Origin of the sequence: Dyella sp. A6 (genome assembly GCF_036320485.1) — a bacterium.
In the GTDB taxonomy this organism is placed as follows: Bacteria; Pseudomonadota; Gammaproteobacteria; order Xanthomonadales; family Rhodanobacteraceae; genus Rhodanobacter_A; species Rhodanobacter_A aluminiiresistens.
Genome location: NZ_CP132911.1, coordinates 2,246,040 through 2,269,782, shown reverse-complemented (window position 1 = coordinate 2,269,782; position 23,743 = coordinate 2,246,040). Strand labels below are relative to the sequence as shown.

The window sequence follows — 23,743 nt, the reverse complement described above, 5'->3', positions numbered from 1 at the left end:
GGGAGGAGGTGTGGTTCAGAAAATCCCACCCCTGCCGTAGTATTCGGAGTTGATTTTGACGGGCAACGGGGGGGCGCGTGGCTTTAAAAGGACTTATTGGGAGGGACGTACTGGCGGCAACTGACAGGTACAAGGCCTACACCCACGACTTTCATCTGGATATGGCCCGGTGGCGCAAATTTCGCGCACCATGTGTCCTCAACTGGACCATGACGCGGTTCTTGCCGTCTTCGCGTCCGCAAATTCCAGCGACGCGCGGTATCTATGTGTTCACCCTCAGGCTCGAGCCGTCCGAGCTTCCCGCGCATGGCATGATTCTCTATATGGGCATAACCGGCGACAAGTCGTCAGCGACGTTGCGTAGCCGGTTCGGGCAGTACCTGCAGGGCCAGCGGAGGGTCGATGAAAGGCCCAAGGTGCTCGACATGCTCCTGCGGTTCGAAGATCACCTCTTTTTTAACTTCGCGCCCATTCCTGACCCCGCCATCAATCTCGAGGCCCTGGAGACCGAATTTCTCGACGCGGTGGACCCGCCCATCAATGAACGCGATTACAGCGGTGAGTTTGGCCGCACAAGGAGGTCCGCGTGGTAACGAAGAAACCTGTAAAGAGCGCGTCGGCGAAAGTGGAGCCTCTCCTGTTGCCCGCGCTGCGCGGAAGCATGGGCGATTGGGTGTATTACACCTGCCTTGTCCCGTTAAATGAGATCGCCAAGCGTGTCGAATACGCCGATACCATTCATGCCGACAAGGCGCTCTCTCAGCTCATTCAGCGACAGCTCGAGGGTGGTCGTTCGATGGAGATAAGCACCTATCTCAAACGAACGCCGCAGCGGTTCTTCAATGCGCTGGTGCTTGCGACCTACGATGGCCGTCCCGAGTGGCTTGAGGTCGGCAATTTGCGAGCTGTCTCCCAAAAGGCGCTTTACGCAACGCTCGATGAACAGGCGCTCGACACCATGGGGTTTCTCAGCCTTAACGGTAACGAGCGAATTTTTGCGGTCGATGGCCAACACAGGCTTGCGGGCATCAAACGGGCGCGGGACGACGGATTCAGTGGGGGCGAGGAGCGTGTAACAGCCATTTTCATCGCCCATGCGCAAGACGAGCCAGCCCGCACGCGCCGTCTATTCACCACCCTCAACAAGACTGCCAGGCCCGTCAAGAAGCTCGACATCATCGCGCTCGATGAGGACGACACGATGGCGATCATTGCCAGACGTCTCGTCGAGGAGAACGCTTGGTTCCGCAACCCGAAAATCCTCGTCGCGTCCAGTGAAAGCCTTCCGGTGACAAACCGGATAAGCTTAACGACCATCGCGAACCTCTACGATGTGTTAAAGATTGCCTTCCGCTTCAAGGCAGGTGTTGGCACCAGGGACGCTGAGCTACGATTCTTTCGGCCATCGGATGCTGTGCTCGACCAGTACCAGATGTTCGCAGTCAAGTATTTCTCGGCGATCGCTGCGACGTTTCCTCCAGTTGATGCACTGTTCAAGGCTAGGGATCCTGCCACGGTCACCCAGCTCCACCGCGGCCCCCATGGCGGGCATATTCTGTTCCGTCCGGCGGGATTGGACATCTTCACGCGACTGGCCGTCGATGTCGCCAAGAAGCACGAGTTGAATCTGCCCGAGGCAGTCAAATGGCTGGATGACTTTCCGGTGGAACTCGATGCACGTCCGTACCGTGATGTGCTCTGGAATCCTTCGACGGGAAAGATGGTTGTCGCCAACAAAACCCTCGCCCGTGACTTGCTCAGATACATGTTTGGGCTCGATGTGGACGTTGCCAAACTACGTAAGCGCTATGCCAGTGCTCGGGGGGACGACAACGTCAAGCTGCCGCGTCGTCTGCGCGAGCCGTAACTGCTATCAGGGATCGATGACGATGTATACAGAACAGCTCTCCGCCCATCGCATCGATGTGGCCAACATTTATCTTGACCCGAACAATCCTCGCTTCTGGACCGGCGCAGCCCACAACCCCGTTCCTGACAAACGCATTGTCATGCCAGCGGTCCAAAAGCGGACGCGAGATGAAATTGACAACCACAATCATGGCATCGATTCGCTCTACAACAGCATCCTGTACAACGGTTTTTTGCTCCTCGACCGTATTGTCGTGCGTGAACTCGAAGGGGTGCCAGGCAAATTCGTTGTGGTAGAAGGAAATCGCCGTTTCCAGTCGCTCTCCCGACTCCGACAGGACATCGCCGAAGGTCGGTCATTTGATGCAGAGATTCCGCCCGAACAACTAGAGCGGTTGGTGGCCCAGACTAACGAGATCGAGGTCCTGGTCTACCAGGGCAAAAGTGGTGAAGACATCAGTTGGATCCTCCAGGGCATCCGCCATATCAATGGCGTCCGCGATTGGGAACCCGCGCAACGCGCCAAGCTCATCGCCGACCAGATAGACCGGCTCGGCCAGTCAATGTCGGCGACCGGCCAACAGTTTGGCTTGTCGGCCGTGGCCGTCGGAAGGCTCTACCGGCCTTACAAGGCTCTTGCGCAGATGGCTGCTGATGAAGACTATGGCCGGAAGGCTAGGAACGACTATTTTTCCCTGTTCGAGACCGTCCTTCGCACGAGTTCGCTGAAGGACTGGCTTGGATGGAGCGACAACACCCGGTCATTTTCGAACGTTGAGAACTGCAAGCGCTTCTATTCTTGGATCACACCCGACGAGGAGCAAGGAAACGGGCGTAGGATTCATGATCCTCGGCAAATCAAGGACGTGGCTTACCTCGTTGAGAATCAGCATTGGTCACTGCTGAGCCAACTCGATTCTTTCGAATTAACCATTGACCAAGCGCGAAATGCCGCAACGGCCAACGTGCCAAAGCCAAAGGATTGGCGCAAGGCGATGGCAGCGGCGACAGCGATGCTTGGGGAGCTGCCCCAGTCGGCGATGTCCGATGATCCCGAGGAGTTTCTCTGCGCCCTCGACGCCATGCTGGAAGTGCTCATTGAGCGAAAGCGGATGGTGGAGGTCGCGCTCGCGCCCGCCTGATCTGACGCGCCTTCCTGTTTACGTGTCGTTGTCGCCCAATTATTGGACCGCCTAGAACAAAGGACGGAGCAACAAGGGACCGGGCGGTCAATCGTTGCTTTTCGGGGCTGGTTGTTTGAAGAAGATGGGAATTGCAGATGCCGCAAGTGCAAGTTCAAGCGGTGCCTACGACGACAACGGGTAGTCCAGACGACGCCACGCGTGCATTAGAGCATGCGCTGTTCAGGTGTGACCTCTACGGCATCACAGAGCAACTCGCGGCCGGAGCGAACCTCGAGCTTGAATGCATGGTGCACGAGATGCGCGATGGCAAATGGCTTACGAACCTTACCGCAGTGTCCTGGGCCGTCACTCTCGACAGTGAAGCGGACGGGCTTTTCCTCACGCCGCTCTTGCTCCATCACGGAGGCAACATCGCACAGGTCGATTCCGAAGGTCGCACGCTACTGTCTTTCGCGCGCAGCCGCAGTGTTTTGCGTTACCTCATCGAGCATGGTGCGCCGTTTATGGGGGGCGCAAGTGCGCGGGAAGTGCTTCTTGCGCTTGTGGCCGATCCGTCGCCGAAGAGTATTGAAGAATGCGAAAAGGCTCTTGCTCTTCTTGGAGTGGTTGATCGCGCGGAAGTGACCATGGCGCTGGCAGGGAAGGGAGCAACTGGGTGGGCCTTACCTTTGCTACCAAAATCGAAATGGAGAAAAGTCCTCGACAATGACCATTTCGCAGTGTTGAAGCACTTTGGCTACGGCGATCAGGCCCGCGTCTCGGCTGATGTAGCAAGGGATCTGGTCGGACCACCGCCATTGCTGGCCGCCTTCCATCCTGCAGAGGTCATCGGATGGGCACTTGAGGCTAGGGATGCTGAGCGGGTGCGTCGCCTCGTCAAATACGGCGGAGCTAACGGTGACTATCGCTTCACGCGGTCCGTGGAAGTCGATGGCGTACCCGTGGAGCTTCGGGGGCTCACGGCAACGGGCCTCGCCCTCCTCATTGACTGCGAGAACGAGCGGCTTTCTGCAGGCGGCAGACCATTAACGAGCCTACCAGTTGTCTCACCTGTGTTCACCAGTCTTCTGATGAGAGTGCGCTCGCTCCATGGTGCCCACGATGTGCATGGAAATAGTCTCTTGCACCTGACTATGACGCCAGGAATGTGCAGCTGGCTCCTTGAAAAAGGGTTGCCTGCCGACGTGAGAAACGATGCCGGTCAGCTGCCAGAGGATGTTGTGCCTGAGTATGTGCGTGAGGTTATCGAACGACACCGGTTTGCAGTCTTGCCACTGATAAAGAGCCACGGAAGAAAAGGCTGTTGAACATGTAGTCGTAGGTTCTAGTATCGGTATCGCGCGAAATGCCTACTATTTGCCATGAGATTGGTGGCTTTAATGGTTGGAAAAAGTCACTTTTAGAAGTGAAGGGGTTATATATGACGGTGCTTTCGGGGAAGAAGATTTATCTTGATTACAACATTGTGTCTTACATCGTGGATCCTATTGAAGAGGGGGTTGAAAGAATTTTTCCTGACAATATAGCTGAATTTATATCAAAAAATTCGGACGTTGTTTATAGCCCGGCTCATATGGAAGAATTGTGCGTACCCTACTTGTCTGGTTCAAGAGGGCTTGAGGACGTAAGCGATAAACTATTGAAAATATCCAATCTTACGGAGGATTTATCTATTGGTCCGGGCTTTAGGCGAGGGATGCGGGTTGTGTCTAGGATGGGGCCTTTTGGTGCTCACTTTCACCATGAATCAACTTTGGTTTGCTTTGAACGGGTTTACTTGCATCGCGGCCTGAATAAATCCGCAGAAAAGGGGCAGGAGGATTTTTCCAATAGGGCTGCTGATACAGATGTTAGTTCAGTGGTTGTAAATAATGTTGATCCCATGAGCCTCTTTGGTAATGATGGTGCCGCGCAGGCCGTAATGTCGGAATATAAGGAAATTCTTGAGGCGGGTTCTGTAGTAAATGTAAAATTTAACATAGCTTGCGCGGAGTTTATCAATGAAGAAATTAGGCGAACTTTGGCGGAAGGTCCTGAGAGTCCCAGGGAGTCCTTTCCTTTAATAGCGAATTTTCATGCTGCAGTTATGGCAATGATTGAGGCGGCTATGAAGTTTTTAACTATTTCAAGATTTTATCCGGAGCCGGTTGCCAAGAGCAGATCGGATATGCATGATATTACTCATGCTATTTATGGTGCTTACTGTGATTACTTTGTTACGAACGATAGGCGTTTTTTTCGTAAATGTGTGGCTGTTTTTGAATATCTTGGAGTTCCTTGCCGGGTGATGATGATGTCCGATTTCATAAAATTTTGTAAGAGCGAAATGATTGGCGATGGTGTGGTCAGCTCTTAGGTCGCGAAATGACTGCCCAGTAGCTTAGGGTGGCCTCCTGCGGATCGTGACTTAGGGGTATGTCATCGCCATGCGGATGGATGTGCTTGTGGTCCCGGTAGCGGGGCGACATTCCCCGCCTTGAGTAGCGGATGGGTTCAGAGTCCGGGGGCTTTTACTGCTTCGCGTAAGCGGGCGGTGTCAGTCCGGCCAGTGCTTTCTTCGGTCGCCTCTCGTTGTATTCGCAGCGCCAGCGTTCGATCTCGGCACGGGCATGCAGGAGGCTGGGGAACCAGTGCTCGTTGAGATACTCGTCGCGAAATCTGCCGTTAAGCGATTCGAAGTAGGCGCTCTGGTTCGGCTTTCCCGGTCCAATCAATTGCAGCTGCACGCCACGCTCATATGCTCCTGATGAAAACTGGCATAAGCGACACCGCTCCCCTGTGCAGCGGCTCGGGGAAGGCGGCTCGGTTAGCGGGCTACGAAATCAGCCCACGCTTGCATCATGGGGCGTCGCTGCTCAAGTAGATCCGTTCGGTGGTATGCCGCTTCTACTTGGCTCTGAACCGTGTGGGCGAGGGATCTCTCTGCGAGATCACGTGCATAGCCGTTCTCGCTACACCAATCCCGAAAGCTAGACCTAAATCCATGTGCGGTCGCTGTACGGCCAGCGGTGTCGCTCACCGCTTTGGCTCGGCGTAGGAAGGCCGTCAGGGTCATATCAGACAGCTCGTTCTGAACGCGCATCGATGGGAATACCAGGGTGTCGTGCAGACCACGTTGCTTCTTGATGAGATCGACTGCCTGCCTGGCGAGGGGGATGCGGTGCGCTTGTTTCGCCTTCATTCGTTCGGCTGGAATCGTCCAAATGGCGTGCTTAAGGTCAAATTCGGACCACCGAGCGCCCCGGATTTCACCGGAGCGAGTCGCTGTCAGTATCAGCAGCTTAAGAGCAGCACATACTACGTCGTGTGGGTGCTGAAGCTGCTTGGCCATGAATGCAGGGATGTCCATCCACGGCATGGCTGGCTGATGTTGGGTGCGGACAGTCTTGCTTGGCTGTTGAGGCAGGAGGTGATGTACGACATCCACGGGATTAGCGGCGCAGTGGCCATGCGCCCACCCCCATGCCATGACGGCATGCAAGCGCTGCTTAACTCGGCCTGCGGTCTCTGCTTTGTCCAGCCAGATGGGGCGGAGTGCCTCGGCGATGTGTCGAGGCAGAACTTGGTCGATCGGAAGCTGGCCAATCAGGGGGAAGGCATACTCCGTCAGAGTGTTGATCCATTGCTGGGCATGCTTCGCATTCTTCCAGCCCGGGGTTAGTTCCCTGTGCAGAACTTCAGCTGCCTCCCTTAGGGTGGGGATACGCGGCATGGCTGCCTCGGCCGCTTTGACCTCCAATGGGTCCTGTCCGTGGGCAATCTGGTCGCGCATGACGCGGGCCTGTTCAGCTGCTCCCGCAATGCTGATGTCTGGATAGCTGCCGAGTCCGGCGTTTCGGCGCTTCTTGGTGATGGGGCTGACATAGCGTAGTACCCATTTGCCTTGCCCCTTGTGGGCGGGCGACGGGTGAAGTGTCAGCCCGGTTACTCCGCCATGCGCCAGCGGGGTGCCTCCGGGTTTGACACTACGTGCTTTGGTATCGGTGAGTAGCGCCATTGAGCGAGGGCTCCATGCGAGAATGTCAGTATGCCATTGAGTATGCCATGCTGGTTTGTCACGGATTGAGATTCGTTGGTGATCCTTGATGCATGAGTAAGCATAAGTATTTGAATATTAGGATTAATTATTGAGTTTGATGGTGGTCCGTTGTGCCTGGTTGGACTAGTTGGAGGCGGCCTCTCTCTCCGCCAGATACAAAAAAGCCCTGATGCGTCAGGGCTTTTTTGTGCCCCGAAGAAATGCGTTACGGCATGTTGATGGTCCCGCTGGTTTTTACCGGATCGCCCACGCTTTCAGGGGGTAGGTACAAGCAGCACTTGTCTGGCGTTGTAGAGGGTGGCGACCAGGCAGTGTCCGTCGGGCAGGAACGTTACGTCACGCGGAAACCCCGCAAGATCGAGCCTGTATTGCTTCATAGGGCGGCCCGCTGCAGGTGTCGTGAGTCCAAACAGGCCGCCTTTGATATGAGTGGCGAAGCGGGCCGAGAGCGCCACCCACACTTCATGCCCGTCCGGGTGTACGACGACGCCCACGGGACTGTCGCCGACGAAATAGCCGGAGATATTCGTCTGCGTGGCATGCTGGAGCCAGCTGCTGGCGTCGACCATCATCAGCGTGCCGCTGCCACGCTCGGTGACCCAGAGATGGTGGTCGTGCGGGCTCAGTGCGACACGTACCGGGTTGCAGCCGGCCGGGAGTGCGGCACCCACCGAGGCATACGCTGGATGGGCGAGTGCGCGCCGCAGGTCGATGCGAAGCAAGAGACCGTCCGCGTGGCCACGGTCGGGGCCTCGCTCGGCATGGCATATGGCCGGCATGCCCGGCAATCCGTTTTCGGTCGTGGCGTACAGCCAATGTCCGTCGGTGGTGATGGCCAGGCCGACTGGTGAAGGCGTGGTACGAATGCGCCCCATCGGGGCCAGTTCGGATGCCGTTGCCGTCAGTTTGCCGAGATCGAACATGTCGATACGGGCGGCCCATTCGTCTGCCACCAGGACGTGGCGACCGTCTGGCGATATCGCTACATACACGGCTCCCGCATGCCTGCCGTCATCGAGGACACCGCGCACTGCATGGCCGCTGCGTTGCTCGAGCTGTTCGACATCAAGCACACTGGTTTTTGCACCGCCGGCTACCACCAGTGTTTTGCCATCAGGCGAGAGGGCGGCGCCGTAGGCCCGGGCCGGCAATGTGACGGCGTGATCCATAGCGAAGACACCGCCGGCGTTGTGCAGCACGATCACTTCGCTGGTCTTTGTGCGGTTGCTCGATACGAACAGCCAGCAGCCATCAGGGCTGGGAATCGCCGAGAAGGGATGTCCCTGAACGTGTATGACCTGTTTGCCGGAGGGCGCCGGGCATGCCGTGGCATGAGCACTGCTGACCACGGCGCCAAGCAGCGCCATCCACCATGCCAGCCATGGCCATCGCCGCATCTTCATTCCCCTTGAGCTCCGCTGGGCCTCTCCTTGAGCCTGCGGAAACTATGTCCGGTGTCCAGCAAGCGGCGCAAGTGCTGCGAACCTCTGCGGAGTGGGTTCACAGGGGGCGAGGCGATCGGTGTCGCCGTGCGCTCAGTCCGACAGGCCGCGCAGTTGCAGATGGTGCGGTGTGATTTCCAGCATCGAGCCGTGTTCGTACCAGTCGCCGAGTACGACGCGCTTCGCGGGCTGGCCGTCGACTTCGAGAGAGTGGACAGCCGGGCGATGGGTATGGCCGTGAATCAGGCGTGTGACCCCGGCTTGCCGCATGGCCTCGGCCACGGCGTCCTGGTTGACGTCCATGATCGACTCCATGGTGCTGCCGGTGTGTGCCTTGCTGTCGGCACGTGCCTTGGCGGCAAAGGCGCGGCGGGCTTCCAGCGGCATGCCGAGCACCTGGGCCTTCCACTCGGGCGTGCGTACCTGCTTGCGCACGGTCTGGTAGGCCACGTCGTCGGTGCACAGCAGGTCGCCGTGCATCAGCAGGGTGGGGGTGCCGTACAGATCGTGCACGGTGCCGTCGTCGAGCATGCTGAAGCCGGCCCGCTGCGCGTAGTCGCTGCCGAGCAGGAAGTCGCGGTTGCCGGCCATGAAGTACACCGGTACGCCGGCGTCGTGCACGGCGCGGGTGGCGTGGGCGATGCGTTGCAGCAGTTCGGCGTCGTCGTCGTCGCCGATCCATGCCTCGACCAGGTCGCCGAGGATGTACAGCGCGTCGGCGTCGCGCACGCTGTCGCTGGCCAGGAAGCGTTCGAACAGCGTGGTGATCTGCGGCCGGCTGTCATCCAGGTGCAGGTCGGCGATGAACAGGGTGGCGCTCATGCGTGCGAGTGGCTGGCCGCCGCTTTGGCCTTCTTCTTCGCATGCGGTTCGGGTTTGGCCGGCTTGGTCTTGGATTCCGGCTTGGCTGCATCGGTGGATGCGGGTGCGGCGGGTGCAGCGCTGCTGCTGGCGGCAGCCGGAGCGCCGTCATTGAGCACACGGGCACCCTCGATCACGACCAGCGGGTTGGGCACGTCGGCGGCGAAGGGGCCAAGCGGGCGCGTCGGCAGGGCGGCGATCTTGTCGACCACGGACATGCCCTTGACCACTTTGCCGAAGACGGCATAGCCCCAGGTCATGCCGCTCTGGTTGCCGGCGTAGTCGAGCCGGCGGTTGTCGACCAGGTTGATGAAGAACTGCGATGTGCCGGAATTGGGGTCGGCGCCGCGCGCCACTGCAATGGTGCCGCGCAGGTTGGAAAGACCGTTGTTCGCTTCGCTGGGCACCGGCGGGTGTGTGCGTCGCGGCTGCAATTCGCGCGTGTACAGGCCACCCTGGATCAGGTAGCCGGGAATCGAGCGGTGGAACACGGTGCCGGCATAGAAACCTTCGCGGACATAGCGGAGGAAATTGGCCACGCTTTTCGGGGCCTTGTCGGGAAACAGCTCAAGCGTGATGTCGCCCATCGACGTATGCAGCAACACCTCGGGATCGGTTCCCGGCACGACGGGTTTGGTCGGTTCGGCGGCGAGCGCGGGCAGCGTCAGCAGGAGCAGTGATGCGAGCAGAAACTTGTGCATGGCGGAGCAGGCGGCAGGAATATCCGCCCATCATACGCGGAGCGGGTGAATACGGCTCTATTGCGGAGTCATTCGATCGCGCGGGAGCGGATTTCAGTCCGGCGAAACGTCCAGCGTCAGCCCCAGTTCGCCCATCGGTGCTACTTCCTGCCCGAGGTCGGCGCGGGACAGCGGGTGCTGGGCTAGCCAGTCGCCGGGCAGCTGCAGATGCAGGCGCTGGCTGGCAGCGGACAGTCGCAGCAGAGGTAGTGATTCGGGGCGGCGTGCCCGGCGCAGCAGTACGGCCAGTCGCAGCAGCGCGGTGATATGCCGTGCGAGCTGGCGATAGCGCAGGGGCAGGCCGGCGAAGGTGGCCTTGTCGGGCCTGCGCCGGTGCGACTCCACGACGGCCGCCAGCAGTTGCTGTTCCTGGCGCGAGAAGCCGGCCATGTCGGCATGCCGGAGGATGTAGGCACCGTGCTTGTGGTGCTGGCTGTGCGCGATGGACAGGCCGATTTCATGCACGCGGGCCGTCCACGACAGCCATTCGCGCGCCTCGCTGTCCAGCGACCAGCTGTCGGCCACCTGGTCGAACAGTGCCAGGGCGGTCGATTCGACCCGGCGCGCCTGGGCACGGTCCACGCCATAACGGCTGGCTACCGCCTCGATGCTCGACGTGCGCGGATCGCTGCCGCCGGCGCGGCCGAGCAGGTCCCACAGCAGGCCTTCCCGCATCGAGTTCTCGCAGACCCGCATGCGTTCGATGCCCAGCGCCTCGAACGCTGCCTCGAAGATGGCCACGGCCCCGGCGATGACGGGCGCGCGGTCGTCGGTCAGTCCGGGCAGCTTCAGGGTGCCGATCTGGCCCTGTTCGAGCATCGCATCCCGCAGGACGGCCAGTGCGCCCGCGGTAATGCCGTCGTCGCCGAGTTTCATGGCCTGCACGGCGGCGCCGATCGCCTTGGCGCTGCCGGATGAGCCGTACGCATCCAGCCAGCCGACCTCGCGGTAGTCCTCGGCGAACTGCTGCAGCAGCAGGCCCAGTTCGTTGTTGGCGCGCTGCCAGCGCTTGCGGGTGAGTTTGCCGCCGGGGAAGAAGCGCTGGGTGGAGGCGATGCATCCGGCCTGCACGCTTTCGGTCTGCAGCGGGGCCAGCGCCCGCCCGATGATGAACTCGGTGCTGCCGCCGCCGACATCGATCACCAGCCGCGGTTCGCGCGAAATCGGCAGGCCGTGGGCGGCACCCAGAAAGATCAGGCGGCCTTCCTCGCGGCCGGACACCACTTCCACCGGGTGACCCAGTGCCGCCTCGGCGGCGCTCAGGAAAGTCTGCGGCGTGGCCAGCTGGCGCACCGCATTGGTGGCCACGGCGCGGATGTGGCTACTGGGGATGCCGGCGATACGCTGGCCGAAGCGTGCCAGGCACTCCAGGGCCAGCATGCGCCGGCTCGGGTCGAGTGTGCCGTCGGAGCGCAGGCCTGCAGCCATGCGCACATTGTCACGCAGGCGGTCGATGACGCGCGGTTCACCGTGCTCGACCCTCGCGACGATCAGATGGAAGCTGTTCGAGCCCATGTCCACTGCGGCGATCAGCTCGCCGTTGTGGATCGGGGTGGCGTCGCTCTGGCTCAAGCGTGGATTCCTTGCTCTCGGCACTGATGCCCGATCGGCAGATCATGCCGGATAGCCGCCCTTATGGGCAAAGCTTGTCTAGCAGGGTCTGCTGTGCGTCGTAGGGTTCCGCGTCGCCCTGCTCGGCACGGGTGTAGTGGCCGTCGGCACCCAGCAGCCAGGCATGGGTGTTGTCGGCCAGGTAGAGCGCCAGGGTCTCCTCGTAGACACGCTGGGCCAGTTCGGGGTCGAGAATGGGAAATGCGATCTCGATCCGGCGCAGCAGATTGCGGCCCATCCAGTCGGCACTGGCGCAGTACACCTCGGCATCGCCGTCGTTGGCGAACCAGTACACCCGGCTGTGTTCGAGGAAACGTCCGACGATGGAGCGCACGCGGACCCGCTCGGACAGGCCGGGCAGGCCCGGGCGCAGCGTGCAGGCCCCGCGCACGATCAGATCGATTTCCACGCCGGCCTGCGAGGCACGATAAAGCGCCTCGACCACGTGCGATTCGTTCAGTGCGTTGAGCTTGGCGACGATGCGTGCCGGCTTGCCGGCGCGGGCGTGGGCGGTTTCGCGTTCGATCTTTGCCACCACGCTGGTGTACAGCGTGAAGGGTGAATGCAGCAGGCGCTTCAGCTTGATCTGCGGCCCCAGTCCGGACAGCTGCTGGAACACTTTGTGGATGTCCTCGCCGATCTCCGGTTGCGCCGACATCAGGCCGATGTCGGTATACACACGGCTGTTGGCCTGGTGATAGTTGCCGGTGGACAGATGGACGTAGCGCCGCAACGCACCGTGTTCGCGGCGCACGATCAGCATCATCTTGGCGTGCGTCTTGTAGCCGACCACGCCGTACACCACCTGTACGCCGGCCTCCTGCAACTGCGTCGCGAGGCGGATGTTGGCCTCCTCGTTGAAGCGTGCGCGCAGCTCGATCACCACGGTGACGTCCTTGCCGTTGTGCGAGGCCTCCACCAGCAGGTCGACCAGTGGCGTGTCGGAGTCGGCACGGTAGAGCGTCTGCTTGATCGCCAGCACATCAGGGTCCTGGGCGGCCTGGCGCAGCAGGTCGACCACGGCGCCGAACGATTCGTAGGGGTGGTGCAGCAGAATGTCGCGCTGGCGCAGCACGTCGAACGTGCTGACGTCGGGATCCAGCCCCACCGGCATGCGCGGGGTGAAGCGCGGGAATTTCAGGGCAGGGCGGTCCAGCTGGCCGTAGATCGAGCCGGCGCGGATGATGTTGACCGGGCCGTCGCAGCGGTAGACGTCGGTCTCTTCCAGTTCGAAATTGGCGATCAGCATGGACACGATCGACTGCGGGCAGTCGTTGCCGATCTCCAGACGCACCGGACGCGCGTAGCCGCGACCGAGCAGTTCCTCGCTGAGTGCGCGGGCGAGGTTGTCCACCTCGGCTTCTTCCACCATCAACTCGCTGTTGCGGGTGACGCGGAACTGGTAGGAACCCGCGACTTCCAGGCCCGGGAACATCAGGTCGGCGAAGGCCTGCAGCAGTTCGGCGAGGAACACGAAATGCTCGCCGGGGCCGCATACCTCGTCGGGCAGCCGGATGATCCGGGGCAGCGAGCGTGGTGCGCGAACCAGGGCGATGTGGCCTTCGTGGCCGAATGCGTCGCGGCCGTGCAGCACCACCGCGATGTTCAGCGTCTTGTTCAGGATGCGCGGGAACGGATGTACCGGGTCCAGCCCCAGCGGCGAGAGCACCGGCAGTACTTCGTTCTCGAAGTAGCCGTGCAGCCAGCGGCGCTGGCGGTCGCTCCACTGCGTGCGGGTGAGGAAGTGGATGCCTTCCATGTCCAGTGCCGGACGCAGCTGCTCGTGCCAGGTGGTGTACTGGGCGCTGACCAGATCGAGCACGCGCTGGCGGATGCGGGAGAGGGTCTCGGCGGAGCTCAGCCCATCCGGGCCCGGTGCGACCGTGCCGTAACTGTGGTGATGCTTGAGCACGGCCACGCGCACCTCGAAAAACTCGTCGAGGTTGTTGGCCACGATGCTCAGGTAGCGTAGTCGCTCCAGCAGCGGCACACGCGGATCCTGTGCCTGGCTCAGCACGCGGAAGTTGAATTCCAGTGCGGCCAGTTCGCGGTTCAGATAGAACTCGGGGGCCGTGGGATCGGGCAACAGGGATGGCGACGGGGCGGGATGTGACATCGGGACATTCTGGCCCATGCCGCGATGGCGTGCACGCCGCCCGGCATGTCGGGCCTCTCCTGGGTGAAAGGCCTCAGGTTCCGCTGCTGGAACCGTTGGCGCTGAGGCTGGCTGCGTTGGCTTCACGCTGCAGCAGGCGTGCGTGGCCGAACCGGCAGGCGAAGGTCGAGCCCTCGCCCGGGCTGCTGCGGATTTCCAGTTGCGCCTGGTGCAGGTTCAGCACGTGCTTGACGATCGACAGGCCCAGGCCGGTGCCGCCAGTTTCGCGCGAGCGGCTGGACGAGACGCGGTAGAAGCGCTCGGTAAGGCGTGCCAGGTGATTGGCGGGAATGCCGAAGCCGGTGTCGCTGACCGAATAGATGGCATCGCCATCGGGCAGGCATTCCCAGCGGATAGTGATGCAGCCGTCGGTGGGCGTGTAGCGCACGGCATTGCTGACCAGGTTGGACAGGGCACTGTGCAGGTCTTTCTGCGAGCCGACCAGGTCCACGTGCGTGAGGTCCTCGACGACGATGCGATGACGCCCCTTGCTGAGTGCCTCGGCCTCCTTGCGCAGGGTTGCCAGCAGTGGCGCCATGGGCACGCGTTCGTCCACCACGTGATCCTGGGTTTCCAGCCGGGACAGGGTCAGCAGGTCTTCCACGATCTGCCCCATGCGCTTGGACTGCGTGCGCATCTCGCCCAGTACCGGGGCCAGTTCGGGCACGTCTTCCGGGTCGAGCAGTTCCAGATAGCCATGGATGACGGTCAGCGGTGTGCGCAGTTCGTGCGAGACATTGGCGACGAAGTCGCGACGGATCTGTTCCAGTCGGGTGAGATGGCTGATGTCGCGGGCCAGCAGCAGGTGCTGGCGGTTGCCGAACGGCAGCATGGTCACGTTGATGTGGCGACTGGGCTGGCCCGGGGCGGCAATGTCGCCCAGCGGTTCGCTGGTATCGCCCTGCAGCCAGTGGGCAAGTTCCGAGCCGCGCAGCCGGTCGGCCAGCAGGTTGCCCCGATCGTTCGGTCGGCGCAGGCCGAGCAGGCTTTCCGCCGCATGATTGAACCAGCGGATACGCAGACTCTGGTCAAGCAGCACCAGGGCATCCGGCAGGTTGGCGGCAGCGTGGCGCAGGTCGTGCAGGCTACTGGCGAGACGGCGTGAGCGGCGCATGAAACGATCGTGGCGAAGCGGGTTGGGGGCGGACATGGGCATTATGTTTGCGTGCGTCAGGTGACGGAGACGCGACAGCAGCAGGACGATTTCCGTCACGGCGACAATGGCGAGCCCGAGCGCCGCATGTCCTGCCAGCGCACCCAGCAGGGCGCCAGCGGCCAGGCCGGCGACAAGCGGCAGCGGAGACAACCATGCGCCTTGTGTGAATCGAGCCATCCAGTCGACAGGTCAGGTGCTGGTGGAGAAGCGGTAGCCGGCACCGCGCACGGTCTGGATCAGTTCGTCCAGCTTCCAGGGCTCGAGGGTCTTGCGCAGGCGCCGGATATGCACGTCGACGGTGCGCTCCTCGACATAGACGCTACCGCCCCAGACGTGGTCGAGCAGTTGCGCGCGCGAGTAGACGCGCTCGGGATGCGTCATGAAGAAATGCAGCAGACGGTATTCGGTGGGGCCGATGGACACGGCCTCGTCGCCGGCGAACACGCGATGCGCAGGGCCGTCCAGGCGCAGGCCGCCCAGCTCGATCACGCCGGAGCCGTCATCACCGTGGCTGCGTCGCAGCACCGCCTTGATGCGGGCGATCAGTTCGCGCGAGGAGAACGGCTTGATGACATAGTCGTCCACGCCGGCTTCGAGACCGTTCACCCGGTCCATTTCCTCGCCGCGCGCGGTCAGCATGATGATCGGTATCTCGCGGCCGGATTCCTCGCGGCGCAGGCGGCGTGCCAGTTCGAGACCGCTCATGCCCGGCAGCATCCAGTCGAGCAGGATCAGGTCGGGGATGCGCTCGGCGATGGCCATCTGGGCTGCGCGTGCGTCGGCGGCGGGTACGGCTTCCATGTCGGCCTTGCGCAGGGCAAAGGCGACCATGTCGCGGATCGAGGGTTCGTCTTCGACGATCAGGATGCGTTTGTGCACGCGCGGGCTCGCTCGTGTGGCCTGTGACGCTGGTATTGCAGCTTCGCCATGTTACGTGGCGATGACAGCATCAAAGTACGACAACCGGCCTGTCATTGCACGAAGTCGCTGTGGACATGCGCGAACGGCGCTTGCGACGGCGGGTTGCCGGTCACTGTGACGAGTGGGCATCCGGGTTGTCGGGGGTTTTGATCCTGCGCTTGCGCAGCTCCATGACCAGCGGTGTCAGCTCGGCCAGCCGGGCCTGGATGCGGGCGCGGGCGTAATAGTCGAGGTCGGGCCGCTTGAGCAGGCGCTGCAGTTGCTGCATGGCGTCGAACGGACGCCCGGACAGGTAGCTGGCATCGGCGAAGGCTTCACCCGCCAGCTCGCTGTTGCCTGCCTTGTCGCTGGCGCGGGCGTAGGCGTCGTACAGACTGGGCTCGTCGCTGTTGTCCAGCAGCGGGCGCAGCAGGTCAGTGGCAAGGGTGGCCTGGGCTTTGCTGCCGCCGTCGGTCAGTGCGCGGGCATAGGCCAGTGCGATCGCCCGGTTGCCGGGTATTTCATTGTTCAGCGACCGGTACATGGCCAGCGCCTGTTCGTGCTGGCCGGCTTGCAGCTGCGCACCGGCCATGGCCAGCCGCACGATCATGTTGCCCGGATGGGCCGCCAGCACAGGTTGCAGTTCCGTGACAGCCTGCGGACCATTGCCGCTCAGGGTGAGCGCCAGCGCATAGCCATAGCGGTTGTACGGCGTATCGAAGCCGTGCTGCCTGGCCATGTTCGATGCGTAGTAGGTATCCAGCCGCTGCGGGTCGCCGGCCAGTACCCGGACGCGCGCGCGCATCAGCAGGAACGTGTCCAGGTGGTTCTTGCCGGTGCGGGGTGGTTGCAGCGCGGTGGGGTCCTTCACGTACATGATCGGCGCGGTCAGCTTTGCCCATTGCGCCTTGTTGACGATGACACCGGATGCCCGCTGCTTCTGTTCCGCGATGAGCTGGCGCGCACGTGCCCTGGCGTCGCTGATGCGCTCGGCCGTAACCGGGTGGTCCTGCAGCAGCGCCGGTACGCTCTCGCCACCCGAGCCGGTGCTCATGGCGTCTTCCATGCGCTGGAAGAAGTCCGCCATGGCATTGGGGTTGAAGCCGGCATTGGCGAGCGTCTGGATGCCGGCGCGGTCGGCTTCGGCCTCGTCCTTGCGAGTGAAGTTGATCTGCTTCTGTTCCAGCAGACCCTGACCGCCGGTGAGTACCGCCATGCCGGCATCGCCCCCGTTGGGCGTGGAGCCGGCGGCGATGGCGCCCAGCAGGACCAGCGCGAGCAGCGGGGTGTCCTTCTTCGACGCCTCGAAGGCGCGTTGCAGGTGGTTCTGGGTGATATGGCCGATTTCGTGGGCCATTACCGCGGCCAGCTCGCTTTGGTTCTTGGCAAGCACGATCAGTCCTGAATTGACCGCGATATAGCCGCCCGGCGCTGCGAAGGCATTGATCTCCGGGTTGCGCGCGATGAAGAACGCGAAATGATCGCGCGGCTTGGCGCAGGCGGCGACCAGGCGGAAGCCGAGATTGTTGATGTAGTCGTCCAGCAGCGGATCGTCCACCAGCATGTTCATCGCGCGCATCTGGCGGAACATGGCGGCGCCGTAATCCTGTGCTTCCTGCGGCGAAATCAGTGCGTTGGCCGAGCTTCCCAGGTCGGGCAGGCGCACCTGGGACTGGGCCCCAGCACCGAAGCTCAGGCCGGCGAGAAGCAGTGCCGTCAGCAGGCGGGGAATGGGGCGGCGTGGTGACATCGGCATAGGTTGCGAGACAATAGCACTTCGACCATGACGGGCAGGTGCGGTTCATTGCCCGCCGACTTGTAATAATCAACACTTGCCGCCATCTGTGGGGCAGTTGTTTCGCGGAGTTCCACCATGCCGAAAATCGAAGTCTATTCCACCGCCGTGTGCCCGTACTGCGTGGCGGCCAAGAACCTGCTGAAAGCCAAGGGACTGGCCTGGGAAGAAGTGCGCGTGGACACCGACCCGGCGCAGCGGGAAACCATGCTGGCACGTTCGGGCGGTCGTCGCACCGTGCCGCAGATTTTCGTCAACGACCAGCTGGTCGGCGGTTACGACGACCTGGTGGCGGCGGACCGCAGCGGCAAACTGGCCGAGTTGCTGGATGCTGCCGCATGAGCAGCGGCGATACGCCCTCCGGCAAGAGCCGGGTCGAGGATTTCACCGCGTTCCGGCAACGCATGAACGAGCGCATCCTGTCCGAGGACAACCAGGTGGTGCGGCGCTTCTTCGCGCTGGACACGCAGACCTACCGGGCCGGCGCGCTGGACGTGAAAACCAAGGAGATGCTCGGTCTGGTCGCCTCGATGGTGCTGCGCTGCGACGATTGCATCAGCTACCACGTGGCGCAGTGCAAGGAAGCCGGCGTCAGCCGCGACGAATTCTTCGAGGTGTTCAGCGTGGGCCTGGTGGTCGGCGGATCCATCGTCATTCCGCATCTGCGCCGCGCGGTGGATTTTCTCGATACGCTGGAAGCGGGCGAGGCGGACAGCGCCGGTCAGTGCCCGGATCACGCCTGATCCGGGTTTCCGGTACGGGGCGCATGCAGGTTTACGCAACGCTCCGTGCGAGGATTTGCAACGCCTCGGGTGGCTCCTGCCCTGTTCGTTATCAGCCATATCGGCGATAATCGACCGGTTATCGGCCCACTGCGCGGTTCCCCACGGCGCTGGCCGACCGGTTCATTCCTCAAGGAGTTCCCCATGAGCAAGACCATTGCGGTGATCCCGGGCGACGGTATCGGCCCGGAGATCATGACTGCCACGCTGCGCGTGCTCGACGCGCTGGATTGCGACCTGAGCTACGACTTTGCCGAGGCCGGCATGGTCGCGCTGGACAAGCATGGCGATCTGCTTCCGAAGGCCACGCTGGACAAGATCGCCGAGCACAAGATTGCGCTCAAGGGGCCGCTGACCACGCCGATCGGTGGCGGTTTCACCTCGATCAACGTCACCCTGCGTCGTCATTTCGACCTGTACGCCAACGTGCGTCCGGCGATCAGCTTCCCGGGCACCAAGGCACGCTTCGAGAACATCGACATCATCACCGTGCGCGAGAACACCGAAGGCGCCTACCTGGCCGAAGGCCAGACGCTGTCGGAAGACGGCGAGGTGGCGCAGTCGATCATCCGCAATACCCGCAAGGGCAGCTCGCGCATCGTGCGCTACGCCTTCGAGATGGCGGTCAAGAAGGGCCGCAAGAAAGTCACCGCGGTGCACAAGGCCAACATCATGAAGACCAGCTCCGGGCTGTTCCTCAACGTGGCCCGCGAAATCGCCAAGGAATACCCGCAGATCGAGTTCAACGAGATGATCGTGGACAACACCTGCATGCAGTTGGTGATGCGTCCCGAGCAGTTCGACGTGATCGTCACCACCAACCTGTTCGGCGACATCCTGTCCGATCTGTGCGCCGGTCTGGTCGGCGGCCTGGGCCTGGCCCCGGGCGACAACATCGGCGAGAACGCGGCGATCTTCGAGGCCGTGCACGGCTCGGCGCCGGACATCGCCGGCAAGGGCATCGCCAACCCGTGCGCGCTGCTGCTGGCGGCGGCTGACATGCTCGACCACCTGGGCATGGTGGCCAAGGGTGACAAGCTGCGCAAGGCGATCCGCGACACCATGACCAACGATCGCGACAGCGTCACGCCCGACTTGGGCGGCAAGGGTTCTACCGAGAGCTTCGGCGAAGCGATCGCCAAGCGCGTCAAGGCCTGAACAACCTGAGCGTTTCGTCTCGAACGCCGCGGCACTTGCCGCGGCGTTCGCGTTTCCGGGGTTCGTCCGGCACGCCTGTCGGAAGGGTCAATGCCGGCCGGGCTGGTGGTGACCCGGTTCCGTTTTCGAGGGTATGGCGACGCGGTTCCAGGCGTTGATCGGGGTCACACCGCCAGGCCGAACAGGCGTGGACGGAGTTTCTGGAACTGGGCGGTCTTGGGGGCCATGACGGTTTCCACGAAGGGCAACAAGTCAAGGACGCATAGCTGTCGCCGAGCGTGACGGTCAGCGCGTGAAAGGCCAGGGCGCGAGGAAAATCAGCCAGATCAGCAGCAGCATGCCGGCGTACTTGAGTGCGCGGAACAGCCTGGGGTACTTCTTCTTGAAAGCGCGGCTGCGGTCGCGATGGCGCTGATTGAGTGCGAACACGCGATTGACGAATCCGGTTTTCTCTTCCGGCGATTCGGTGTTGGGCGATGCCGTGATTTTTCCCATGAACGCCCCCACACGTTTGTTGATGGCGCCGACCAGCCGTGAGCGCAGCGGGCGCTCGACGTCGGCGAACAGAATGACCCGGGTCTGGTCGGTCTTGTTTTCGACCCAGTGCACATAGGTTTCGTCGAACACCACGTCCTTGCCGTCGCCCCAGGCATGTTCTTCGCCATCCACGAAGATGCGGCAGTCGCGCGAATTCGGGGTAATCAGGCCGAGGTGGTAGCGCAGCGAGCCGGCAAACGGGTCGCGGTGCGGGTTCAGCTTGCTGTTCGGCGCCAGCGTGGCGAACATCGCGGCCTTGATGCTGGGGATGGAGTTCAGCAGCGCGACCGTCTTCGGGCAGAGCGCTTCGGCCGAGGCCAGTGGCTCGCCGTACCATTTGAGGTAGAAACGCTTCCAGCCCTGCTTGAAGAAGCTGTTGAAACTGGCGTCGTTGTTGCGTTCGGCAGCCCGGATGTGGCCTTCGTCGAACAGGGTCAGGGCTTCCTCGCGGATGGTCTGCCAGTTGGCCTGCAGCAGGTCCAGCTGCGGGAAGCCGCGGCGGTCGAGAATCGGTCGGGCCGGGACCGCCGAGAATGCGTACATCAGCAGGTTGTACGGCGCGAACACGGCGGAGTGGTCGACCAGCTGGCGGTCGAAGCGCAGTCGCGCCCGGCCGCGCAGGTGCACCAGCAGCACGCACAGCACGAATGCCAGCAGAATGTAGAGAGCGATAAAGCGGGGGCTGAGGAAATCCATCGACGGGGGCCAGTTCACGCTGCCGGACGGCAGGCCACGAGTATGTGGCCGCCATGTCTCAAGTCAAGCGAAACCGGCTGTTGCGGCTTGATGCAGATCAATGCGTCAACGGTGTCCGGCGTGCCGTTTGGTTGGCACGCCGGACCGCCTGCAGGGTTTGTCGCTACAGTGCTTCCGAGGCGAAATCGGCCAGCCGGGAACGCTCGCCTCGACGCAGCGTGATATGCGCCGAGTGCTCCCAGTTCTTGAAGCGGTCCACCGCGTAGGTAAGTCCCGAGGTGGTCTCGGTGAGGTAGGGCGTGTCGATCTGCTCCACGTTGCCCAGGCAGACGATCTTGGTGCCGGGGCCGGCGCGGGTGATCAGGGTCTTCATCTGCTTGGGCGAGAGGTTCTGCGCCTCGTCGATGATCAGGTAGCGCGACAGGAAGGTACGGCCGCGCATGAAGTTCAGCGAGCGGATCTTGATGCGCGAAGCGAGCAGGTCGTTGGTCGCCTGACGGCCCCATGAGCCGCCTTCCTCGGGATTGGCCAGCACTTCGAGGTTGTCGGTGAGTGCTCCCATCCAGGGCGTCATCTTTTCTTCCTCGGTGCCGGGCAGGAAGCCGATGTCCTCGCCGACGCTCACGGTGGCGCGGGTCATGATGATCTCGCGGTAGCGCTGCTGGTCCATCACCTGGGCCAAGCCGGCGGCCAGGGCCAGCAGGGTCTTGCCGGTGCCGGCTGTGCCGAGCAGGGTGACGAAGTCCACATTGGGGTCCATCAGCACGTTGAGCGCGAAGTTCTGTTCGCGGTTGCGCGCGGCGATGCCCCAGACGCTGTGGCTGGGATGGCTGTGGTCGCCCAGCAGTGCCAGCGTGGCCTGTTGTCCGTCGACCTGCAGCACGCGCAGCTCCACGCTGTTGTCGCCGGGCAGGTACAGGCACTGGTTGGGGTACCAGTCCTCGTCCTCGTGCATGTCGAGCCGGTAGTAGGTGCTGCCGTGCTCGTTCCAGGAATGCACTTCGGGATGCTGGTCCCAGAAGTGCTCGGGCAGTTCGGCCGAACCGGTGAACAGCAGGGCGAAGTCGTCCAGCGCGCGATCGTTTTCGTAGTCCTCGGCGTGGATGCCGTAGATCTTCGCCTTGATGCGGAGGTTGATGTCCTTGCTGACCAGTACCACCGCACGGTCCGGCGACTGCTCGCGCAGTTCGATAACCGCGGAAAGGATCTGGTTGTCGGCCTTGCCGTGTCCGTTGGTGGTGCGCTGCTGGAAGTACAGACGACCGACGGCGTTGCCTCGTTTCAGACTTACGCCCTGCGGGTTGTACAGCTCAATGCCGTTGCTGATGCCATGGCCGTTGCCGCGTTCGATCAGTTCGTTGAGGAAACGGCTGACCTGGCGGCCGTTGCGCGATACTTCCGAGCCGCCTTTCTTCTTGTCGTCCAGTTCTTCCAGTACGGTCATCGGAATGAACACGTCGTGCTCTTCGAAACGGAACAGTGACGTGGGGTCGTGCAGCAGCACGTTGGTATCCAGGACGTAGATGCGCTTGCCTTCGGTCATGCGGAAGCAACCTCGCTGGAGATGCAGAAATGGATGCGCGACATGCGGCATGTCACGGTCGGACGGTCGGCGTGTGTCAGGATCACTTGGCGGGAATGGCGTCGAGAACGGCCTGCGCATGGCCCGGCACTTTCACGCCGCGCCATTCGGCGGCGAGCTTGCCGTCCGGGTCGATCAGGAAGGTGCTGCGCACCACACCAAGGTAGCGCTTGCCGTAGAGCACTTTTTCGTGGATCACGTCGAAGGCGCCGCACCATGTCTCGTCCGGGTCGGACACCAGCGGGAACGGCAGCTCCTGCTTGGCGGCGAAGTTGGCGTGGGATTTCACCGAGTCGCGCGAGACGCCGATGATCTCGGCATGGCGCTTGCGGAAGGTCGGGTAGAGGTCGCGGAAGTCTTTGGCTTCGTTGGTACAGCCGGGGGTCGAGTCCTTGGGGTAGAAATACACCACGACCCATTGGCCCTTGAGGTCGGCGAGCTTCAGCGTGGAGCCGTCGCCCGTGGCACCTTTAAGTGCGGGGACTTTCTTTCCGAGTGTCGGCATGGTCTCTCCGGAAACCCGACGGGGTTTCGCCTGTCTGCGAGGCAGAGACTAGCGCGGTTGTGATGACAGATGACAGCCTTGTCAGTTGCCATGCTTGGGGGCATGCTAGAACTTCACCGGGTCCATGATCGCATCCAGATTCAGACCATCGCAGAATTCGAGAAAATCGTCCCGTACCGCGGCGATATGCAGCTCGGCGGGAATCCCCACGGTGAACTGGGCCTGGAACATCGCCGCGCCCGTCTGCATGGCGTGGTAGCGCATCGAGCTGAGCTGTTCCACGCTGATCTGCAGGCGGCTGAAGAAATCCACGATCTGCACCAGGATGCCGGGGCGGTCGGCCGCCACCACTTCGACCAGGTAAGGCAGCAGGTTGCCGCTGGGTGCGCGCGGCTCGGTGCGGTAGTGCACGAGGCGCAGGCTGTCGTCGCGGCTCAGCTTGGTCAGTGCCGTTTCCAGCTTGGCGATGGCGTCCCATGAGCCGGTTGCCAGCAGCATCAGCGAGGTGTCGTCGCCGATGCTGGAAACCCTCGCGTCGGACAGGTTGCAGCCGGCGTCGGCAATGCGTTTGGCGAGGCCAAGCAGCGGGGCATGGCTGGAGGGTGTGAGCGTCTGGATCAGTAGCTGGTGGTCGTTGCCGGTGCGGCTGGCGGAGCGGTTCAAGGGCATGGCCTGCAAGAGTCCCGCTCGACGCGGTCGAAAGGGCGGTCCGCCCAGCTTACTTGTCCGCTTGGCGAGCCCGCAAGTAAGATCAGCAGTTCGGTTTCATG

21 protein-coding genes and 1 pseudogene are annotated in these 23,743 nt (G+C 62.3%); 8 read left to right on the top strand and 14 right to left on the bottom strand.

The window, feature by feature from the left end; translation table 11 throughout:
• Positions 1-77 precede the first annotated feature (77 nt).
• The 5 genes from RA164_RS10135 (at position 78) to RA164_RS10115 (ending at position 5,370) form a co-directional block, all read left to right on the top strand.
• On the top strand, positions 78-593 hold the full coding sequence (locus RA164_RS10135; protein WP_329740728.1) for a hypothetical protein: 516 nt from the start codon (positions 78-80) through the stop codon (positions 591-593).
• Positions 587-1,867, top strand: coding sequence for a DGQHR domain-containing protein (locus RA164_RS10130; protein WP_329740727.1), 1,281 nt, complete (start codon positions 587-589; stop codon positions 1,865-1,867). The genes RA164_RS10135 and RA164_RS10130 overlap by 7 nt, the downstream gene beginning before the upstream one ends.
• 22 nt (positions 1,868-1,889) lie before the next feature.
• Positions 1,890-3,011, top strand: a complete 1,122-nt coding sequence (locus RA164_RS10125; RefSeq protein WP_329740726.1) for a ParB N-terminal domain-containing protein — start codon at positions 1,890-1,892, stop codon at positions 3,009-3,011.
• A gap of 137 nt (positions 3,012-3,148) precedes the next feature.
• The gene (locus tag RA164_RS10120) at positions 3,149-4,321 is read left to right on the top strand and encodes a hypothetical protein (protein ID WP_329740725.1); all 1,173 of its coding nucleotides are present in this window, start codon (positions 3,149-3,151) and stop codon (positions 4,319-4,321) included.
• Between the two features lie 38 nt (positions 4,322-4,359).
• On the top strand, positions 4,360-5,370 hold the full coding sequence (locus tag RA164_RS10115) for a hypothetical protein (protein ID WP_329740724.1): 1,011 nt from the start codon (positions 4,360-4,362) through the stop codon (positions 5,368-5,370).
• Positions 5,371-5,524: 154 nt separating this feature from the next.
• On the opposite strand, the pseudogene RA164_RS10110 reads toward RA164_RS10115, so the two are convergent.
• From RA164_RS10110 to RA164_RS10065, 10 genes and pseudogenes are all read right to left on the bottom strand, one after another.
• A pseudogene (locus tag RA164_RS10110) lies at positions 5,525-5,755 on the bottom strand (integrase core domain-containing protein); the annotation flags it as partial.
• Between the two features lie 65 nt (positions 5,756-5,820).
• Positions 5,821-7,011, bottom strand: a complete 1,191-nt coding sequence (locus RA164_RS10105; protein ID WP_329740723.1) for a tyrosine-type recombinase/integrase — start codon at positions 7,009-7,011, stop codon at positions 5,821-5,823.
• A gap of 296 nt (positions 7,012-7,307) precedes the next feature.
• Complete coding sequence (locus RA164_RS10100; RefSeq protein ID WP_329740722.1) at positions 7,308-8,456, bottom strand: YncE family protein; 1,149 nt, start codon at positions 8,454-8,456, stop codon at positions 7,308-7,310.
• A gap of 132 nt (positions 8,457-8,588) precedes the next feature.
• Positions 8,589-9,317 (bottom strand): UDP-2,3-diacylglucosamine diphosphatase, encoded by a 729-nt coding sequence (gene lpxH, locus RA164_RS10095; protein ID WP_329740721.1) that lies wholly within the window; start codon positions 9,315-9,317, stop codon positions 8,589-8,591.
• Complete coding sequence (locus tag RA164_RS10090) at positions 9,314-10,057, bottom strand: peptidylprolyl isomerase (RefSeq protein WP_329740720.1); 744 nt, start codon at positions 10,055-10,057, stop codon at positions 9,314-9,316. The genes lpxH and RA164_RS10090 overlap by 4 nt, the downstream gene beginning before the upstream one ends.
• A 93-nt stretch (positions 10,058-10,150) precedes the next feature.
• Positions 10,151-11,611, bottom strand: a complete 1,461-nt coding sequence (locus RA164_RS10085; protein WP_412731101.1) for a Ppx/GppA phosphatase family protein — start codon at positions 11,609-11,611, stop codon at positions 10,151-10,153.
• A 118-nt stretch (positions 11,612-11,729) separates the two neighbouring features.
• Positions 11,730-13,823 carry a polyphosphate kinase 1 gene (gene ppk1 / locus RA164_RS10080; RefSeq protein ID WP_329740718.1) on the bottom strand — a complete coding sequence of 698 codons (2,094 nt, stop codon included), beginning with the start codon at positions 13,821-13,823 and terminating at the stop codon, positions 11,730-11,732.
• A 73-nt stretch (positions 13,824-13,896) separates the two neighbouring features.
• Positions 13,897-15,195 (bottom strand): phosphate regulon sensor histidine kinase PhoR, encoded by a 1,299-nt coding sequence (phoR, locus tag RA164_RS10075; RefSeq protein WP_412731016.1) that lies wholly within the window; start codon positions 15,193-15,195, stop codon positions 13,897-13,899.
• Positions 15,196-15,207: 12 nt separating this feature from the next.
• Complete coding sequence (gene phoB / locus RA164_RS10070; protein ID WP_329740717.1) at positions 15,208-15,897, bottom strand: phosphate regulon transcriptional regulator PhoB; 690 nt, start codon at positions 15,895-15,897, stop codon at positions 15,208-15,210.
• A gap of 151 nt (positions 15,898-16,048) precedes the next feature.
• Positions 16,049-17,674, bottom strand: coding sequence for a M48 family metalloprotease (locus tag RA164_RS10065; protein ID WP_329740715.1), 1,626 nt, complete (start codon positions 17,672-17,674; stop codon positions 16,049-16,051).
• A 117-nt stretch (positions 17,675-17,791) separates the two neighbouring features.
• Here RA164_RS10065 and grxC point away from each other — a divergent pair, with 117 nt between their 5' ends.
• From grxC to RA164_RS10050, 3 genes are all read left to right on the top strand, one after another.
• Positions 17,792-18,055, top strand: a complete 264-nt coding sequence (gene grxC / locus RA164_RS10060; protein ID WP_329740714.1) for a glutaredoxin 3 — start codon at positions 17,792-17,794, stop codon at positions 18,053-18,055.
• Positions 18,052-18,456: a carboxymuconolactone decarboxylase family protein gene (locus RA164_RS10055; protein ID WP_329740713.1), complete on the top strand. Its 405-nt coding sequence runs from the start codon at positions 18,052-18,054 to the stop codon at positions 18,454-18,456. The genes grxC and RA164_RS10055 overlap by 4 nt, the downstream gene beginning before the upstream one ends.
• A 183-nt stretch (positions 18,457-18,639) precedes the next feature.
• On the top strand, positions 18,640-19,653 hold the full coding sequence (locus tag RA164_RS10050; RefSeq protein WP_329740712.1) for an isocitrate dehydrogenase: 1,014 nt from the start codon (positions 18,640-18,642) through the stop codon (positions 19,651-19,653).
• Between the two features lie 285 nt (positions 19,654-19,938).
• Here RA164_RS10050 and RA164_RS10045 read toward each other — a convergent pair whose 3' ends face one another.
• The 4 genes from RA164_RS10045 to RA164_RS10030 all read right to left on the bottom strand — a co-directional run bounded on the left by RA164_RS10045 (position 19,939) and on the right by RA164_RS10030 (position 23,642).
• Positions 19,939-20,862, bottom strand: coding sequence for an aspartyl/asparaginyl beta-hydroxylase domain-containing protein (locus RA164_RS10045; RefSeq protein ID WP_329743527.1), 924 nt, complete (start codon positions 20,860-20,862; stop codon positions 19,939-19,941).
• A gap of 187 nt (positions 20,863-21,049) precedes the next feature.
• Positions 21,050-22,429 (bottom strand): PhoH family protein, encoded by a 1,380-nt coding sequence (locus tag RA164_RS10040; protein WP_329740711.1) that lies wholly within the window; start codon positions 22,427-22,429, stop codon positions 21,050-21,052.
• Between the two features lie 82 nt (positions 22,430-22,511).
• Positions 22,512-22,973: a peroxiredoxin gene (locus RA164_RS10035; protein ID WP_329740710.1), complete on the bottom strand. Its 462-nt coding sequence runs from the start codon at positions 22,971-22,973 to the stop codon at positions 22,512-22,514.
• 105 nt (positions 22,974-23,078) lie between these two features.
• A complete protein-coding gene (locus tag RA164_RS10030; RefSeq protein WP_329740709.1) occupies positions 23,079-23,642 on the bottom strand; it encodes a glycine cleavage system transcriptional repressor in 564 nt (187 codons plus the stop codon).
• Between the last annotated feature and the right edge of the window lie 101 nt (positions 23,643-23,743).

Coding starts and splice junctions, on each gene's coding strand:
- RA164_RS10125 (WP_329740726.1), top strand. CDS start 1,890: ATGTATACAGAACAGCTCTCCGCCCATCGCATCGATGTGGCCAACATT.
- RA164_RS10120 (WP_329740725.1), top strand. CDS start 3,149: ATGCCGCAAGTGCAAGTTCAAGCGGTGCCTACGACGACAACGGGTAGT.
- RA164_RS10115 (WP_329740724.1), top strand. CDS start 4,360: ATGCCTACTATTTGCCATGAGATTGGTGGCTTTAATGGTTGGAAAAAG.
- RA164_RS10105 (WP_329740723.1), bottom strand. CDS start 7,011: ATGGCGCTACTCACCGATACCAAAGCACGTAGTGTCAAACCCGGAGGC.
- RA164_RS10100 (WP_329740722.1), bottom strand. CDS start 8,456: ATGAAGATGCGGCGATGGCCATGGCTGGCATGGTGGATGGCGCTGCTT.
- lpxH (WP_329740721.1), bottom strand. CDS start 9,317: ATGAGCGCCACCCTGTTCATCGCCGACCTGCACCTGGATGACAGCCGG.
- RA164_RS10090 (WP_329740720.1), bottom strand. CDS start 10,057: ATGCACAAGTTTCTGCTCGCATCACTGCTCCTGCTGACGCTGCCCGCG.
- RA164_RS10085 (WP_412731101.1), bottom strand. CDS start 11,611: ATGGGCTCGAACAGCTTCCATCTGATCGTCGCGAGGGTCGAGCACGGT.
- ppk1 (WP_329740718.1), bottom strand. CDS start 13,823: ATGTCACATCCCGCCCCGTCGCCATCCCTGTTGCCCGATCCCACGGCC.
- phoR (WP_412731016.1), bottom strand. CDS start 15,195: ATGGCTCGATTCACACAAGGCGCATGGTTGTCTCCGCTGCCGCTTGTC.
- RA164_RS10065 (WP_329740715.1), bottom strand. CDS start 17,674: ATGCCGATGTCACCACGCCGCCCCATTCCCCGCCTGCTGACGGCACTG.
- grxC (WP_329740714.1), top strand. CDS start 17,792: ATGCCGAAAATCGAAGTCTATTCCACCGCCGTGTGCCCGTACTGCGTG.
- RA164_RS10055 (WP_329740713.1), top strand. CDS start 18,052: ATGAGCAGCGGCGATACGCCCTCCGGCAAGAGCCGGGTCGAGGATTTC.
- RA164_RS10050 (WP_329740712.1), top strand. CDS start 18,640: ATGAGCAAGACCATTGCGGTGATCCCGGGCGACGGTATCGGCCCGGAG.
- RA164_RS10040 (WP_329740711.1), bottom strand. CDS start 22,429: ATGACCGAAGGCAAGCGCATCTACGTCCTGGATACCAACGTGCTGCTG.
- RA164_RS10035 (WP_329740710.1), bottom strand. CDS start 22,973: ATGCCGACACTCGGAAAGAAAGTCCCCGCACTTAAAGGTGCCACGGGC.
- RA164_RS10030 (WP_329740709.1), bottom strand. CDS start 23,642: ATGCCCTTGAACCGCTCCGCCAGCCGCACCGGCAACGACCACCAGCTA.